14 protein-coding genes are annotated in these 16,110 nt (G+C 41.7%); 10 read left to right on the forward strand and 4 right to left on the reverse strand.

Going from position 1 to position 16,110, the window contains the following annotated elements:
* On the forward strand, positions 1–121 hold a 121-nt coding region (locus tag EWV60_RS09060), incomplete at its 5' end, for a transposase (RefSeq protein ID WP_287232008.1).
* Between the two features lie 183 nt (positions 122–304).
* On the opposite strand, the gene EWV60_RS09065 is transcribed toward EWV60_RS09060, so the two are convergent.
* The 3 genes from EWV60_RS09065 to EWV60_RS09075 form a co-directional block, all read right to left on the reverse strand.
* A complete protein-coding gene (locus tag EWV60_RS09065; RefSeq protein ID WP_287231959.1) occupies positions 305–607 on the reverse strand; it encodes a hypothetical protein in 303 nt (100 codons plus the stop codon).
* Between the two features lie 170 nt (positions 608–777).
* A complete protein-coding gene (locus EWV60_RS09070; protein ID WP_016517306.1) occupies positions 778–1,470 on the reverse strand; it encodes a response regulator transcription factor in 693 nt (230 codons plus the stop codon).
* A gap of 24 nt (positions 1,471–1,494) precedes the next feature.
* The gene (locus tag EWV60_RS09075; RefSeq protein WP_103111160.1) at positions 1,495–2,703 is read right to left on the reverse strand and encodes an RNA-guided endonuclease InsQ/TnpB family protein; all 1,209 of its coding nucleotides are present in this window, start codon (positions 2,701–2,703) and stop codon (positions 1,495–1,497) included.
* A 243-nt stretch (positions 2,704–2,946) separates the two neighbouring features.
* On the opposite strand from EWV60_RS09075, the gene EWV60_RS09080 reads away from it, so the two are divergent.
* The 3 genes from EWV60_RS09080 to EWV60_RS09090 all read left to right on the forward strand — a co-directional run bounded on the left by EWV60_RS09080 (position 2,947) and on the right by EWV60_RS09090 (position 7,726).
* Positions 2,947–4,311, forward strand: coding sequence for a sensor histidine kinase (locus EWV60_RS09080; RefSeq protein ID WP_287231962.1), 1,365 nt, complete (start codon positions 2,947–2,949; stop codon positions 4,309–4,311).
* A 362-nt stretch (positions 4,312–4,673) separates the two neighbouring features.
* Complete coding sequence (gene psb27 / locus EWV60_RS09085) at positions 4,674–5,075, forward strand: photosystem II protein Psb27 (RefSeq protein ID WP_016517303.1); 402 nt, start codon at positions 4,674–4,676, stop codon at positions 5,073–5,075.
* 281 nt (positions 5,076–5,356) lie between these two features.
* A complete protein-coding gene (locus EWV60_RS09090) occupies positions 5,357–7,726 on the forward strand; it encodes an endonuclease MutS2 (protein WP_287231964.1) in 2,370 nt (789 codons plus the stop codon).
* Between the two features lie 145 nt (positions 7,727–7,871).
* Here the strand turns inward: EWV60_RS09090 and pyrC are convergent, their stop codons facing one another.
* Complete coding sequence (gene pyrC / locus EWV60_RS09095; RefSeq protein ID WP_287231966.1) at positions 7,872–8,903, reverse strand: dihydroorotase; 1,032 nt, start codon at positions 8,901–8,903, stop codon at positions 7,872–7,874.
* Between the two features lie 578 nt (positions 8,904–9,481).
* Between pyrC and EWV60_RS09100 the strand changes: the two genes are divergently transcribed.
* The 6 genes from EWV60_RS09100 (at position 9,482) to trpS (ending at position 15,997) form a co-directional block, all read left to right on the forward strand.
* Positions 9,482–9,991 carry a hypothetical protein gene (locus EWV60_RS09100; RefSeq protein ID WP_002740417.1) on the forward strand — a complete coding sequence of 170 codons (510 nt, stop codon included), beginning with the start codon at positions 9,482–9,484 and terminating at the stop codon, positions 9,989–9,991.
* Positions 9,992–10,062: 71 nt separating this feature from the next.
* Positions 10,063–10,842: a photosystem II electron transport protein, Sll1252 family gene (locus tag EWV60_RS09105; protein ID WP_002733167.1), complete on the forward strand. Its 780-nt coding sequence runs from the start codon at positions 10,063–10,065 to the stop codon at positions 10,840–10,842.
* A gap of 43 nt (positions 10,843–10,885) precedes the next feature.
* Positions 10,886–12,934: a DNA phosphorothioation-associated putative methyltransferase gene (locus tag EWV60_RS09110; protein WP_287231969.1), complete on the forward strand. Its 2,049-nt coding sequence runs from the start codon at positions 10,886–10,888 to the stop codon at positions 12,932–12,934.
* A gap of 34 nt (positions 12,935–12,968) precedes the next feature.
* Positions 12,969–13,598, forward strand: a complete 630-nt coding sequence (locus EWV60_RS09115; RefSeq protein ID WP_002775524.1) for a Uma2 family endonuclease — start codon at positions 12,969–12,971, stop codon at positions 13,596–13,598.
* Between the two features lie 13 nt (positions 13,599–13,611).
* Positions 13,612–14,925 (forward strand): dolichyl-phosphate-mannose--protein mannosyltransferase, encoded by a 1,314-nt coding sequence (locus EWV60_RS09120; protein ID WP_002732128.1) that lies wholly within the window; start codon positions 13,612–13,614, stop codon positions 14,923–14,925.
* A gap of 61 nt (positions 14,926–14,986) precedes the next feature.
* On the forward strand, positions 14,987–15,997 hold the full coding sequence (gene trpS, locus EWV60_RS09125; protein ID WP_002740424.1) for a tryptophan--tRNA ligase: 1,011 nt from the start codon (positions 14,987–14,989) through the stop codon (positions 15,995–15,997).
* The last annotated feature ends 113 nt before the right edge of the window (positions 15,998–16,110 follow it).

Genomic DNA, 16,110 nt, shown 5'->3' on the forward strand with positions numbered 1-16,110 from the left:
CGAGCGAAGGACAACGAATGGGATGGTCGAGGGAATCAACAATAAACTTAAACTAATAAAACGGAGAGCCTATGGCTTTAGAAACTTTCGGAATTTTTGGGTTAGAAGTATGTTGTCTTAGCATCTTGTATGTTGATTTAGCATAAAGAGTAACGAAGAGCCGGATAATTAACCATCTCTGCCATTACTTTAGAAAAATGGTATTATTGCCTTTTGTCAACGGGGAAGTCCAAATATTCAGCCAACCCTAAATAAATCCGAGCGAGAATCATTCTCAATCAGGGGAAAACTTCTAGGGAAGAAATTAGGAAACACCACCCAGACGGGCGTATTCTAAAATTGACTGGCTAAGAGCATCGCGATCATCGCGGGTGAGATAATAATTCTGGCCGCCGATATCATTAAGAAACCGCAGTAGGGCAAGACAAGCGGACTCTAGATCCGCCCGGTGTCGGGCAGCCGCTAAAGCTTGTTCAGAGGTGGCATAAACTAGGCAATCGCTAATTCCTTCGCTGCCATCCACTCGCCAACATTGAAAAGAATAACCCTGCATTTCTAGGATCAATTCAATCTGCCAACCGTGATAGTCAAATCGCGTGTAAATCATGTCAAGCAGCCCCGTTTAGGAGAGGAGAGTCACAGGTTTGACCGCTCTGATTGTCTAGAAGCCCTGCACCTGTCTAACTTTCTAATTTAACGGGTGATTATGGAAACCCTCTGCAAACTTCGTGCAGATTTCGTGCAGAAATGATTTTGTCCACTGTCTAAAGGCAGATATTACTTTAAACGATAACCAAGACCGTGAACGGTTTCAATAAAGTCTTCCGGCGCACCGAGGGATTTTAGCTTGTGACGAAGACCGCGAATATGGGAAGTAACGGTTTCCTCGGCCGGAGAATCGTCCAAAGACCAAACTCGCTCAATAATACCCGATCGACTTAAGACCCGGCGCCCATGGGTAACAAGTAATTCTAAGAGAGCGAATTCCTTGGGGGTGAGGGAAAGAAATTGACCGTTATAACTGGCCTCGTGGGTACTGGGATTTAACTGCAAACCCCCCCAAGATAATAAAACACTGCTGGTGCTGCTGCCGCGTCGGATCAAGGCCCGAATCCGCGCCATTAATTCGCCCAAATCGAAGGGTTTAGTGACATAATCATCAGCCCCTGCGTCTAATCCGTCGATTTTATCGATTACCGTATCCCTTGCGGTTAATAATAGGACGGGAACGGTGGCATTAGCAAAGACGGGATGATGGGATTCCGCTCGTCGCAGACGTTGACAGAGTAAAGTTCCGCTTAATTTTGGCAGGGTGACATCGAGAACTAAAAGATCATATTTGCCTAATTCTAGCCAATTCCAGCCTTCTTCTCCGTCTCTAGCCACATCGACAACGTATTGTCGCTCGCTCAATGCCTCTCGCAAAATCTCGGCTAGTTGCATATCATCTTCTACTACTAAAATTCGCATGGTCTAGACTTGACACTCCCGCCGTCAAGCTGACGCTGTGACGGGGGATTCTTGATTCACAGAAACCCGCTTTTCGGTACAAGTACCAACGAGTCTTACAGTTTCTCCCCAAGCTTGAAATTCCGACTGTCCATCGGTATTTGTTGACAGTATTCTCATACCTTCTTCCCTTACATTCTTGGCGGCGTTTTCATCTCTATCGTGCTGCGTCTTACATTCTGGACAAATCCATTCACGAATACTGAGAGTCAATAAATCATTTTTAAATCCACAGCAAGAACAGAGTTTTGTACTCGGATAAAACCTGTCAACTTCTACAAGTTTTCCTCCCTCTCTTTTTAGCTTGTAGTCCAAGAAATTAAGCAACATACCAAAACCAGCGTCATGTATTGATTTAGCTAATTTAGTCCTTGCTAACCCTTTAATATTCAGATTTTCGGCTACAACGATTTGGTTTTCATCGCATAACTTTCTGGAGAGTTTATGAAGAAAATCCTGTCTAGTATTTGCTATCTTTTCGTGAACCTTGGCTACCTCCTTAATGGCTTTTTGGCGATTATTAGACCCCTTGGCTTTACGAGACAATGCTTGTTGTCTCCGCTTTAAACGTTTAGCATATTTTCTGGTAGGTTTGATTGGGTCAATCTTGTAGGTTGTTTCACCATCAAAAACCGTAACTAAAGAAGATAAACCTAGGTCTATCCCTGATATTTTTAGTTTTTCAATGGTTGTTGAGTCATCCATCTCAAACAAGATGGCAGCAAAATATTTATCTGTACTGGTTTTAGAAACAGTTACGGATTCAATCTTACCATTTATTACTTGAGAAATCTTAGCTTTTACAACCCCTAATTTAGGTAGCTTAATTCCCTTATTTCTAATTGAACAACTTTCAGGATAACGGATTGATTGTTTTTTGTGCTTACTTTTAAATTTAGGGAATTTTGTTCTTTTTGAGAAGAAGTTCTTAAAAGCAGATTCTAAGTTTTTCAATGATTGCTGCAAGGTAGCGGCAGTAGCCTCAGCTAACCATTCAAAATCCAGTTGTTTCTTGAGTTGGGTAAGGTCTTTTGCCATGTCACAGTAGGTCATTCCTTTACCAGTCTCTAGGTACTGATTGTTAGTTTTATTTAAGTAGTAATTCCAAACAAAACGGACGCAACCAAAGTTTTTAGCTAAGGCTAGTTCCTGTTTTTTGTTTGGGTATATTCTCACTTTTAAAACATTTAACATCAGCCTGACCCCATCTGTGCTATCTTTTCAGTATAACACTTACCGCTTAAATATGTCAAGCTCATACATACCTTGAGAATCAAGCCTTTCCTTATTAGGAAACGCTGTCGCGTTAGTTTAGATTCTGGGGGCAATTCATCTCCCGTTAATTTCTGGTATATTTTTAATTAAGGAGAAATTTAACGGGAGTCCTCTTGCTCCATTTAGATAGAGTAAGCTGGAAATAGCGTCGGTTAACTTCTGATGAATTGGCTCAAACAAGGAAAATGGATCGCGGGAGGTTTCGGGCTAACTGTCTTATTGATGGGAACTATTAGCCTAGTTTCCTATCGCAATACCCTCGCCCTGCGTCAGCGCGCTGCTGAGGTGGAAGTTACCTACGAGATCATCGATAATCTCGCTAATCTTTACGCTAACATGGCGGTGGCCGAATCGGGAAGACGGGGTTATATCAAAACTGGCAGCCCCAGTGAATTAGGCCGTCATCGTCGGGCGATCGCTTTGATGCAATCTAACTGGCAACTCTTGGCTAAACAATTAGAAAACGGCACGGATTTCGAGCGGGAAATGGTGACTCAGATCGGGGATTTAATGTATCGGCGAATTGCTCTATTTAATCAATCGATCGCTACCTATAAATTCGATCAATCCGATGATATTTCTCAAGATGCAATCACGGTTAAAAGTGTCGATATCCGGGATAAGTTTCAAAATCTTCTTACCTATTTACAAGCTAGTCAGAAAAGAAATTTAAGAAGTAGCATCGCTAGTTCTAGGGATAGTATTAGCGAAAATTCTCTGTTGGGTTTACTGGGAACTTTTACTAGCTTTGGGATTATTTGCGGAGTTTATTTTTTAGTTTTTTGGCAAGAGAAACGGCGACAAAAAAGTGATGAAATTCACCGGTTATTACTACAGGAAAAAGAACTTTCCGATCTAAAAATTCAGCTTTTTTCTATGATATCCCATGAGTTCCGAACTCCTTTAACCGTGATTCTTTCCGCCTCGCAGTTATTAGAAAATGGCTTAAAAGATGCAGATCAGTCGAGCAGAAAAAACCTATATAGAATCCAGTCTTCTGTCAAACTAATGAATCAATTCTTAACAGATATTTTGATTTTAACAAGGGCAGAATCTGGTAATCTCAGTTGTCGGCTAGAGCCGCTTGATATTGAAGCTTTTTGTTTAAATTTAGTCGAGGATTTTCAATTTATCAATAAAAATAATACCCCGATTAAATTTGTCAGTCAGGGATTGATGATCCGTCCCTATCTAGATGAGAAACTGCTCTACTCGATTTTAAGTAATTTACTCTTAAATGCGATTAAATATTCCCCCACAGGAGCAGGGATTAGTTTGATTTTGTGGAAAGATAGCGATCGCATTGTTTTTCAAGTCCGGGATCACGGGATCGGCATTGCCGAGGAAGATAGAGGCAAGATCTATGAACCCTTTTATCGGGGTCAGAATGTGGAAAATATTATCGGCACGGGATTGGGGTTAGCAGTGGTTAAAAAATGCGTCGAACTCCACCGTGGCGAAATCGCCCTAGATAGCCAAGTGGATAAGGGAACAAGCTTTACCGTCAAACTGCCCATTTCACCCTAGTTCCAGCTTGAGCGGCCCAAAGATTACAAAATTTAACTTTCTTTCTTCCGAAATGGGACGAAAGCAACGGAGAATTTTTATCTTCTAGATTGATCGATCGCAAAGTCCAATCTCGATCGACCCTGAAACCGTCACCAGTGCCTTATCGCGGCCGGAATTAGTCCAGAATCAACTCACTCCGGGTTGATGGCATCGCAACTTTTAGGCAAAAATAGGGCTTTTACCGCCCAAAAAGCCTATATTTTCGCTATTTCCCCCCCAGTTGACCCCTGATTTTTGCAGCCGGTTGACTCTCCTGGGGAACTGGTCACGGTTTCCTGATAGGATAAGGTGACTTGGGATTAACTTATGGTGTTGAAAATATGTCTCTAAAACCTTACATTTCTCGCTTATTAGCTTTGGTTCTCGTCCTGGTCATCGGATTGATGGGTTGTTCTGGTAGTTCGGGGTTAACCGGCAATTATGGACAGGATACCCTAACAGTGATTGAAACTTTAACCACAGCCCTTGATTTAGTCAAAGATGACCCGAATAAAGCGGCAGTTGAGTCGCAAGCAAAGGAACAAATCAACGATTACATCTCCCTCTACCGACGAGATAAAAAATCCGGGGGTTTGCGTTCTTTCACTACTATGCAAACAGCTTTAAACTCTGTAGCTGGTTATTATACCGCCTACGGTTCCCGTCCTATCCCCGACAAACTCAAACAACGTTTAAAACAAGAATTTAAACAGGTGCAATTCTCTCTCCAGAAAGGAATTTAGATACAGTTATCAGTGATCAGGGGTGAATCTCACGTTTGTGACTTTCTCTCACATATTGGTGAGCAGCAGAAGTCATTCAAAGAGGGCGAATGCAATTCGCCCCTACAATAAATAATATCATCGGGCCAATGGTAGGGGCGCACCGCGTGCGCCCCAAATATCATCTAGATATTTCGACCAAATTGAGATGCACCCGTTATCAGTTATCAGTAGAACTCGACCTAATCAGACCAAATCTGGTTAGACTAGAAATACAAAGCGTATTATAAAAAACTACAAAATTGATTCAAGACGAAACCCTAGAATTATTGGAATGGCCGCGGCTATGTCAACACCTAGCTACTTTTGCAGCGACTAAACTAGGTGCGATCGCGATTCGTCAATTGCCCTTACCAGAAAGCAAAGAGGAAAGTTTAAACCTACTCTGCCAAACCAAAGAAGTTTATAGCTTAGAACAAAAATTAGATAGTCGTCTTTCCTTTGATGGGATTACCGACATCGGTGATGCCCTAGAAAGGGCGCATCTGGGGGGTTTATTATCGGGACAGGAACTTTTAAATATTGCCACGACTTTGGCCGGAGTGCGACGTTTACGGCGTTTAATTGACGAACAAGAAGATATACCGGTTTTAAAAGAGTTAGTAGCGGAAATTCGCACCTATCCAGAGATAGAACAGGAGATACACCGTTGTATCGATGAAGATGGCCGCATATCCGATCGCGCTAGTCCCCAATTACGCGAAATTCGGGGACAAATGAAGGTGATTAGAGAGCGAATTTACCGAAAATTACAGGATATCATGCAAAAGCAGGGCGGTGCTATCCAAGAAGCAGTTATTACCCAAAGAAGCGAGCGCTGGGTGATTCCCGTCAAAGCATCGCAAAAAGAGCAAATACCGGGGATAATTCACGATACTTCCAGCACAGGGGCGACTTTTTACATTGAACCTCACTCTATCGTTGACCAAGGCAATCAACTACGGCAATATCGTCGTCTGGAACAAATCGAAGAAGAAAAAATCCTGCGACAGTTAAGTAATCTGATCGCCGAAGCTTTTGAAGACTTAGAATATTTACTAGCGATCGCTACTAGGCTCGATCTGGCCACCGCCAGGGCCCGTTACAGTTTATGGTTAGAGGGTAATCCCCCCCACTTTATCGATGGTTCGGAAACGATTACTTTACGGAATTTGCGCCATCCTTTGCTCTGGTGGCAAAAACACCATGAACAGGGGGGGGAGGTCATACCAATAAATGTGCAGATTAGCCCGGAAATTCGCGTTGTTGCCATCACCGGACCAAATACCGGCGGAAAAACCGTTACTTTAAAAACCCTCGGATTAGCGGCTTTAATGGCGAAAGCGGGCTTGTTTATTCCAGCGCGGGAACCGGTAGAGATACCCTGGTTCGATCAGGTTTTAGCCGATATCGGGGATGAACAGTCTTTACAACAGAGTTTATCGACTTTTTCGGGTCACATTCGCCGGATTGTCCGCATTTTAGCGGCTTTAAATTCTCGTTCCTTGGTTTTACTCGATGAGGTGGGAGCAGGTACGGATCCGGCCGAGGGAAGTCCTTTAGCGATCGCTATTTTACAATACCTCGCCGATCATAGTTTACTGACGGTGGCTACCACTCACTACGGGGAATTAAAAGCGTTAAAGTATCGAGATTCTCGCTTTGAAAATGCCTCGGTAGAGTTTGACGATCGCACTCTTTCCCCCACTTATCGACTATTATGGGGCATTCCGGGGCGTTCTAATGCTTTAACTATTGCCCAGCGTTTGGGATTAAGTGCCGAAATTGTGGCCGAAGCGAGAAATCATCTGGGGGGGTTATCGGAGGAGATAAATCAAGTAATTGCTGGTTTGGAAGCGCAAAGACGGGAACAGGAGTCAAAAGCTCAAGAAGCTAGTCAATTACTCCAACAAACGGAGAAATTTTATACAGAAGTGTCCACACGGGCTAATTCTCTACAGGAGAGAGAGCGAGAATTAAAGCGTTATCAGGAGCAGGAGATACAAAAGGCTTTATTATCGGCAAAAGCAGAGATTAATGACGTTATTCGCCGATTGCAAGCGGGAACAAAAACCGGTAGGGATGCCCAAAAAGCCACAGAGGAATTAACTGCGATCGCAGAAAGGTTATTACCAAAAACGGAAAAAACTAAGGTTAATTATCGTCCGCAAGTGGGGGAAAGAGTCCGCTTGCCCAATTTGGGACAAACTGCCGAAGTTTTAGCAATTTCACCGGAATCAGACGAGATTTCCCTGCGTTTCGGTATGATGAAGATGACCCTACCCTTAGACCAGATTGAGTCTTTGGATGGTCAAAAAGTGGAAACTGCGCCAAAACCTGCCAAAAATTTGCCCCAAACTCCCACAAAACCCCAGGAGACTCCTTTAATTCGTACTGCTAATAATACCGTCGATATTCGCGGTTCTAGGGTGGCAGAGTCAGAAACGGATATCGAACAGGCGATCATCAGGGCTACCCCATCGGGTATATTATGGATTATTCACGGTAAAGGTACGGGGAAATTGCGTCAAGGTGTTCACGATTTCCTATCCCGTCATCCCCAGGTAAAACGCTTTCAATTAGCACCCCAAAATGAGGGGGGTTCGGGGGTAACTATCGCTTATTTAACTTAGGGTTTTCAGATGTGATACTAAATCCCTTGAGTATAGGCTACATATCAGGGCAGGCACTCATGCAAGGGGCAAGAGGGGGAATAAATAATCAGTCTTTAATAAATCGTGAATTCTTGACCGCAACTATCAAGACTGGCGGTTTTTATTACCCTAATTGCCAGCTTATCTCTTCACCTGCTCGTAACGGCACCAGTCCAGATTCGGGAAAGGGCAATTCATCGGGAATGCGCCAAGGGGTTTTGTTTAATGTGATTTGTTCGGTATTTCGGGGGAGTTGATAAAAATCTGGCCCGTGAAAGCTGGCGAACCCTTCCAGTTGCTCAAGCGCATCGACGCTCTCAAATGCTTCTGCGTACAACTCTAGGGCGTGCAGAGCCGAATAACAACCCGCGCAGCCACAGGAACTTTCTTTGCTGTAGCGAGAATGGGGCGCACTATCAGTCCCTAGAAAAAACTTGGGGTTGCCCGATGTGGCCGCTTGCAAAAGTGCCAAACGATGATCCTCTCGTTTCAAAATCGGCAGGCAATAAAAATGGGGACGAATGCCACCGGTAAAGAGAATGTTTCGGCTAAATAATAAATGTTGGGGCGTAATTGTGGCGGCGACGTTGTTGTTAGCAGATAGAACAAACTTGACCGCATCGGCAGTGGTAATGTGTTCAAAGACGACCCGCAGTTTCGGAAATCTGGTTATCAGTGGGATTAATTGCTTCTCAATGAACACTTTCTCGCGATCGAACACATCAATATCACCATCGGTAACTTCTCCGTGCAGTAGTAGCGGCAGATCCAGCTGCTCCATCGCTGCCAAAACGCGATCGCACCTACGGAGATCTGTCACCCCCAAGTCGGAATTAGTTGTGGCACCGGCCGGGTAGTATTTCACCGCTTTGACAAACTGGGAGGCTTTCGCCGCCATAATTTCTTCGGGACTGGTATTATCGGTGAGATAGAGGGTCATCAATGGCTCGAACTGTTGACCCTCTGGAACTGCTGCCAGAATGCGATCGCGGTAGGCGGCGGCATCGGCCACGGAGCGCACTGGGGGCTTTAAATTCGGCATGATAATGGCACGGGCAAACTGACGCACCGTATGGGGTAGAACCGCTTTCAGTGCCGTACCGTCGCGGAGATGAAGGTGCCAGTCGTCGGGTCGAGTGATTGTGAGTCTTCGCATTGTTCCATCATACAACGGTTAGGAATCCCAGCGCCACAACTAAACACAAGAGAGAAGTCAATCTTCGGTCAGGGAATCAATTCCCTATTTCAGCAGTCAAGTCGGTTTTAACTAATAAGCTGCCGCGCATCTAAATTGGTCTATATCTATAAGAGAAGGCTGGATCTGCGCTATTTATTTCTCTTTTTTTCATAAATTCAATTGGCGTACAAGTGAATTACTTAAGACTAGATATTATTACCAAAAATCTAATCTCTCTTTTAGTTTTTACCTCAGATGTAGCCGATAAAAACATTCAGATAATGACAGAAGTGAGTCAAACTTTACAGTCTAATCCCAATGGTAATAGTCCTAAAAAACTTCTTGTTAATAATAATTAAACTATCTTTCTTTATGGTTAATTAGTGCCAGAAATAACCAAGATAGAGCAATTTCTTGAATTGCTAATAATTCCACATTAATCAATCCTATCCAAGATTGACTAACGCATCCCCTTGAATATTTTCTTGATCGAGCGGCTTTTCAGTCCCCAAAATCCTTACAATAGGAGATGAAGATAGCCTAAAAAGTTGGAGAATATGAATTATCTCATTGCCGTGTTAGCTGATCGCATACAAGCAGAAGAAGCTGCCGTTGCCCTGGAAAAGGCGGGAATTCCCCAATCTCAAGTGACCATTCTCGGTCGCGGCTATAAAAGTGCTGATGAGTTCGGTTTGATCGATCCCTTCCAACAGGCCAAAAAACGGGCTACTCTCATGGCTTTTTGGTTAATTCCCTTCGGTTTTGCCGGCGGCTACCTTTTTAACCTGATTACGGGATTGCATACCTTTGATTGGGCCGGAGAACCGGGCAATCATATCGTCGGCGGCATTGCCGGGGCGATGGGGGGGGCGATGGGCAGTATTTTTGTCGGTGGTGGCGTGGGTTTATCGTCCGGCAGTGGCGATGCACTTCCTTATCGCAATCGTCTCGGTGCGGGAAAATATATTATTATCGTGCAGGGTTCGGAAAACCTGAAAAATCAAGCGACTCTTATCCTGCGTCAATTTAACCCCGAAAATCTGCAAGGATACGCCCTAGAACGGTGAACGGTTATCGGGAATAAGTTATCGGTCATTTGATTTTTTCCTAAGAATTTTTGATTAATTACCAGAAAACAATGTTACCAAGAGAAGAATTACTAAAGGGTGTTGAAAACCGCGAGGAGATAGCGAAAGTTATTGATAAAGCCGAACAAGCGATTAAGACTTGGGAAGTGACGACGACAGACTTTCTTTCTCCTGCGGTTTTAGCGGAAGTGGAACGAGTTTTTCAGCGTTTAACTGATGTGTCAATGCAAAAATGGGGCGGTTATCCCCAAGCAGAAAGACAGCGCCTCGGTATTGCTAGAGTTGATCTACCTTTGACAGTAACAGATATTCCCCTATCTGCCCTTGATATTGCTGGTAATTTTCTTTTTGATACCGCTAACCATCGGGATTTTTTAGGGGCAATGTTGGGGACGGGTATCGTTCGGGAAAAAGTCGGCGATATAATCGTTTTAGGTGAGCGAGGAGCGCAGGCGATTGTAGTGCCTGAATTGGCAGATTTTTTATCTGCTAATTTACTACAAGTGCGTTCGGTTCCAGTGAAAACTAGCCTGATTCCTTTGACGGAATTAAAAGTTAGACCACCGCAAAAAAAAGAAATTAATACCGTGGAAGCTTCCTTACGTTTGGATGCGATCGCATCGGCGGGTTTTGGCATTTCTCGCAGTAAAATGGCCGAGGCAATTAGCGCTGGGGATGTGCGAGTTAACTGGAAAGATATCAGTCAATCTAGTTATAACGTTAAAACCGGTGATTTGATTTCTTTTCGGGGAAAAGGTCGTTTAGAAGTGGGTGAGGTTACTGTGACCAAAAAAGAGCGCTATCGGGTTCATTTAACCAGATTTATTTAGTTTTTTCTGTCTCTAGAATTTGTTATTAGACAGATTAATTGCCATGGCTGAGAATTTCGCCTTAATCGTGCAACTGTGTCAAGTGAGTCCCATCGGTAAACTATTACCGGGGGCGCTTTATGTTCATCGAGAAGCATTACATCAACTGGATCCTATCCTCCAGAGTTACGAACAACAAGCAAGAATTAATCAGCATTTATCTGAGGCAACAATAATTAAATTTAGCACCGATAAACCGAAAATATCCTATCTTTTTTATCCCGATTTTGATCGGGAACCTCACCCAGTTTTAACTAAAAGTTTAGTGGTAGATCTGGGGACATTAATCTTAAGTGAATGGAATTATCAAAATGCTGATAATCCGCCTATTTTACACCGAAAAGAAACTTTTGTTACTAGGGACTATCCTTTTTATGAACAATTCGAGCATCTCACAAAAATCGAGAGTGCTTTAGGACTTTTAAACAGTTCTTATCCCATCGGTACTAAACAGGAATGGCAACGACTTTTAAGAAAGCATCACCTTGATTTTGCAGGAGATTATTTAGTTTGTAATCTAGAGGGACAAAAGGAAAAATCGATAATAATTGATCGCCACAAGGCTGCTCTTGTTCGCAAAACCCTTTCTCGTCCAGCAAGATTAGCATTAGCGGCGGGATTATTCCTTCCTGAAACCACTTTTTTTGATTACGGTTGTGGTTATGGAGGTGATATAGAACGCATAGCTGAACAGGGTTATCAAAGTGAAGGTTGGGATCCTTATTATCGTCCCGATAGTCCTTTAATTGAATCTGATATTGTTAATTTAGGCTATGTAATTAATGTTATTGAATCCGCCGAAGAAAGGCAGGAAGCTTTATTAAAAGCTTGGCAATTAACCCGTCAAGTTTTAATTGTTTCAGCACAGATTCTAATTGATGATAGTGAACGGGGTTTAATGGCCTATGAAGATGGAATTATAACCCGTCGCAATACTTTTCAAAAATACTATCAACAGGAAGAACTAAAACAGTATATTGATAGCACTTTGGGGGTTGATTCTATTCCAATAACTTTGGGAATTTATCTGGTTTTTCGAGAGGAGGAAAAAGCCGAAACTTTTCGTTTATCCAGATGTCGTTCCCGCGCTACCACACCTAAAATTAAAACCCATCTCAAACGCTTTGAAGATTACGAAGATTTATTAACTCCACTGATGGAATTTTATACCCAGCAGGGACGTTTACCCGTCGCAGGAGAATTATTACAAGAGGAAGAAATTAAGGCAGAATTTGGCACTTTTAGACGCGCTTTTCAAGTGATTCTACAAGTAACAGAAGGGGAAGAATGGGAGATAATTGCCGACAAAAGACGCGCCGATCTTTTACTTTATTTAGCTTTAAGTCAATTTAGCCACTGTCCGAAAGTAAGGGAATTATCCCCCGCTACCCGTGCCGATTTTAAAGCTTTATTTGGCAGTTATCGCAATGCTTGCGCTTTAGCAGAAGAAGTGTTAATAAGTGCGGGAAATCTACCAGCGATCGCTCGTGCTTGTGAAAATAGTTCCCTAGGCAAACTTTCCCGTTATTCCCTAACTATTCATATTAGCATTCTGGAAAAATTACCGATGTTATTACGCTTATATGAAGGTTGTGCTAGTCAAACTATCGGACGGTTAGAAAATGCTAATGTTATTCGTTTATCCTTTCGTCAACCCAAAATTTCCTATCTCTATTACCCCAATTTTGATACAGAAATTCATCCGATTTTAGCTACTAGCATGGATGTATATTTAGGTTCGGCTGATTTTAGTTTTCGCGATTACCGGGATAGTCCTAATCCGCCAATTCTACACGAAAAAGAGCTTTTAGTAACGGCGGATTATCCCAACCATGATAAATTGGTTCGCTTAACTCAATTAGAAAAGGATTGGGGATTGTTAGAAGATAGAAAAGCGATCGAACGTTTACAGGGTTGGCAAAAATGTTTAGAGGAGCATTGTGCTACAATCAAAGGCCATCAAATTCTGTGGCGAAAAGATGCCGATCCCTATAAAGTTAGGATTTTACGCGCTAAAATTAACGCCAGAAGAAATCAAAATAAGTCTTCCTGAGTAATTAAGTAAAATGGATGAGGTAATTAATTTTATGATGACTACGATTCGGTTGCAAGGATTAGAAGGTTTCGAGTTAAAAGCTAATGATCCTGAACAAAGGATGTTTATTTCTGGGGTTAATTGGCAACAGTACGAAACCCTCTTAAAACATTTAGAAGATAGTTCCAGTTATCGCATTACTTACCTAGATGGAATGGTAGAAATTATGGCTCCTAGTCGTCGTCACGAAGTTAGCAAAAAAAATATCGGTAGATTGGTAGAAGTTTATTTAGAATATGCTGAAATTGATTTCTGGGGATTAGGTTCCACCACTTTGCGAAAACAGGAAAAAGAAGCGGGAAAAGAACCAGATGAATGTTTTTGTTTATTTACAGAAAAAGAGTTTCCTGATTTGGCGATTGAAATCATCTTAACCAGTGGCAGCCTGAAAGTTTTAGAAGTTTATCAAAGATTAGGAACTCAAGAGGTTTGGTTTTGGCAAGATAATCAGTTAAAAATTTATTCTTTGCAAGAGAATGGCGAATATATTTTAATCCCTAAAAGTGCTTTATTACCGGATTTAAATTTAGAATTATTAGCCGAATACGTCAACCATCCTAATCCCCGTCTTGCTGTCAAAGAATTTCGCTTGTGTTTAACAGAAAATTCCCAGTTATCATAACTATTATCTTTCCATGAATTCTCAAGTAAAATTTAACCTATCTATCCTAGGGATATTTGTATTTTCCCTAGGAATAAGATTCTGGAATCTCAGTCAGTTTAATACTCTTGTTTTCGATGAAGTTTACTATGCTAAATACGGCAATGAATATCTAATCGGTAAAGAATTTTTCCAGTCGCACCCACCGTTAAGTCAATATTTAATTGCTATTAGTATCTGGATTGGTTCCCATTTTCCTGCCGATCCTGAAACCATTAATAATTTAACGGGTTCCCTGCGCTCAACTTTTAGTTATCGCTGGTTAAATGCTTTGACTGGTTCTTTTATTCCCCTCATTATCGGCGCAATTGCTTATCAATTAACCCAGAGAAAAACTGTATTTTTAATCACAACTTTTCTCGCCAGTTTAGACGGATTATTTCTGGTGGAATCCCGCTACGCTCTCAATAATATTTACTTAATTTTATTCGGTTTATCTGGACAATTATTTTTTTTATTAGCACTCCAGAAAAATCAGAAACTTAATTGGCTATTATTATCAGGAGTTTCTTTCGGTTTAGCGGCAAATATTAAATGGAATGGCTTAGGATTTTTACTGGGAATATTTATTTTTATCGGTATTGCTTGGTTAATAAAATTATTTAATCAAGAGCAGTCAAAAGATCATCTTTGGACAAAGGCAACTAACCTGAGATTAGAGGACATTTTTATCGCCTTAATTGTCTTTCCTCTTATTACCTATAGTTTGCTGTGGATACCTCATCTTCTCGTCAACCATCAATATAATTTTTGGCAAGTACATCAAGAAATTTGGTCATTTCATCAGAGAATCAAGGGTAATCAATCTGATGTTCATCCCTATTGTTCTCCTTGGTATAGTTGGTTAGTAATGGGGCGACCTGTGGCTTATTATTTTAAGAGAGTAGGTGATAAAATTTATGATGTTCACGCGATGGGAAATCCGTTGTTATGGTGGTTTTCTACGATAGCGATTCTAGTGGTTTTTAGTCGATTATTTAACCGAAAAGAGCGAGTAATTTCTGCCTATCTTATCTGTAACTATATTGCTAATCTGCTGCCCTGGTTAAAAATTAGTCGCTGTACCTTTCTCTATCATTATATGGCTGCCTATAGTTTCACTTGGATTGCTCTAGCTTGGCTCTTAGCCGATGGTTTAGAAAGTTCCAGTCCTATTTATAAAAATGGCTCGCGCTCGCTGATAATTTTGATAACTTTTGCTTTTATTCATTGGCTACCAATTTATTTAGGCATTCCCCTGTCAGTGCGGGATTATTATCTTAGAATGATTTTTCCCAATTGGATTTAGGATGAAATTAGCACCAAAAACTGATACAATAAAATCATGATAAAAAGCGATCGCATGAGTTATGGGTAAACAAAGAATCTTATCTGGTGTGCAACCAACTGGCAATTTACATTTAGGCAATTATCTAGGTGCGATCCGCAATTGGGTGGAGGGACAACAAGACTACGATAATTTCTTTTGTGTGGTCGATTTACACGCGATCACCGTTCCCCATAATCCCGCCACTCTTGCGGAGGATACTTTAGCAATTGCCGCTTTATATTTAGCCTGCGGAATTGATTTAGAATACGCGACTATCTTTGTCCAATCCCACGTTAAAGCTCATACAGAATTAACTTGGTTATTGAATTGTATCACCCCTTTAAATTGGTTAACCGATATGATTCAATTTAAAGAAAAAGCAATTAAACAGGGGGAAAATGTTGGCACGGGGTTACTCGATTATCCCGTACTAATGGCTGCCGATATTCTACTCTATGATGCCGATAAAGTACCTGTGGGAGAAGATCAAAAACAACATTTAGAATTAACCCGCGATATAGCTGTTAGAATTAATCATCTTTTTGGGCAACCGAAACAACCAATTTTAAAACTTCCTGATCCGATGATCCGCAAGGAAGGAGCGCGGGTGATGAGTTTAACCGATGGCCGGAATAAAATGTCTAAATCCGATCCTTCCGAGATGAGTCGGATTAATATTCTCGATAGTCCCGATGTCATTGCCAAGAAAATTAAACGCTGTAAAACCGATCTAGTTAAGGGTTTAACTTTCGATGATCCAGAACGTCCCGAATGCCATAATTTATTAACTCTCTATAGCATTTTATCGGGAAAAAGTCAAGAGGTGGTCGCGGGAGAATGTGCAGATTTAGGTTGGGGACAATTTAAACCGATGTTAACAGAAGTTACCATAGAATCTCTGCAACCTATTCAGGAAAAATACACCGAAATTAGAGAGGATAAAGATTATTTAGCCACAGTTTTACGGCAAGGTCGTCTCAAAGCAGAAGCGGTGGCCAATCAAACTCTCGATCGAGTCAAAAATGCCATGGGTTATTTACCACCATTTTAGGGATAATTTTCGGGTGCATCTGATAATTATCCAATCTACTCAGTTGAGATTTTTCAAGGAAAACTCGCTGCTTTATCAGTCAATCTTTAACTCTTGGTGGGGTTTTACCCCCC

This window comes from Microcystis sp. Msp_OC_L_20101000_S702 (genome assembly GCF_007095705.1).
GTDB classification, from domain to species: Bacteria; Cyanobacteriota; Cyanobacteriia; order Cyanobacteriales; family Microcystaceae; genus Microcystis; species Microcystis ichthyoblabe_A.